Source organism: Mycolicibacterium chubuense (genome assembly GCF_001044255.1).
GTDB lineage: Bacteria > Actinomycetota > Actinomycetes > Mycobacteriales > Mycobacteriaceae > Mycobacterium > Mycobacterium chubuense.
Window position 1 is genome coordinate 1 of sequence record NZ_JYNX01000046.1, and the last position, 956, is coordinate 956.

The window sequence follows — 956 nt, forward strand, 5'->3', positions numbered from 1 at the left end:
CGCCAACCTGATGGGCAACGCCGCCCCGGCCGCGACCGCCGCGACGGGCGCCGCCACGGCACCGCTGGCCCCCGCACCCGGAGCCACCGCGTCGCTGACGCTGCCCCCCAGCGTGAACGCCCTGCCCGGCGCCGTCGCCGCGCTGCCCACCACGCTGCCTGCGGCGATGCCGACGGTGACCGCCACCCCCGGCACGGTGCCGGCCGGCAACACCACCACGGTCCCGCCTGCCAGCACGCCCGCCGCGTCGCCGCTGTCCGGGCTGACCGACGTGCTGGGCGCGCCCGGCAGCCTCGCGTCGCTGCTGCCCGGCGGGTCTCCGCTGGCCGGCCTGCTGCCCACCGGTGGCACCGCCGCACCGGCCCCTGCGGCACCGGCAGCCCCCGCGGGTGCGCCGTCGACCGAGCCGCTGTTCACCCCGCTGTCGGCCCTGCCCTGACGCCCGACTCGACCACCATCCGACACGAATTGCATTGGGGGACCATGTCAACGATCAGGACGATGCTCACCACCGCACTGGCGGTGAGTTCATCGACCGCGTTGCTGGCGGTCGGCGTGACCGGCGTCGCTCACGCCGACCCGGCGGCGCCACTGCCGATCGACGGGCTGCAGGCCCCCGGCCTGCCCGCGGTGCAGAGCATCGGGCCCGTCATTCAGCAGGCCGCCGCCGATCCGGCCAATGCCGCCTCGATGCTGATGGCTGCGGCCGCGGTGTTCGCCGGGGACGCCGCCGCCCCGGCGCCCTCGCGGGACGTCGCGACGGCGGTCAACCAGTTCGTGCAGCCCGTCGCGCATGTGCCGGCGACGGGTGCGGTGCCGGGCACCGAGGCGCACCTGCCCGCAGGCGTGAACCCGCAGTACGCCGTCGGCCCGGTCCCGGACGCGGCGCCTGAGGTGGCGCACGTCGTGACGCCGCAGGCGCTGCCCGGTCCGCCGCCCGCGCCCGGACCCGACCC

General features: G+C 77.6%; 2 pseudogenes. Both read left to right on the top strand.

Going from position 1 to position 956, the window contains the following annotated elements:
• Positions 1-439, top strand: a pseudogene (locus MCHUDSM44219_RS17210) (hypothetical protein); the annotation flags it as partial.
• Positions 440-483: 44 nt separating this feature from the next.
• A pseudogene (locus MCHUDSM44219_RS17215) lies at positions 484-956 on the top strand (hypothetical protein); the annotation flags it as partial.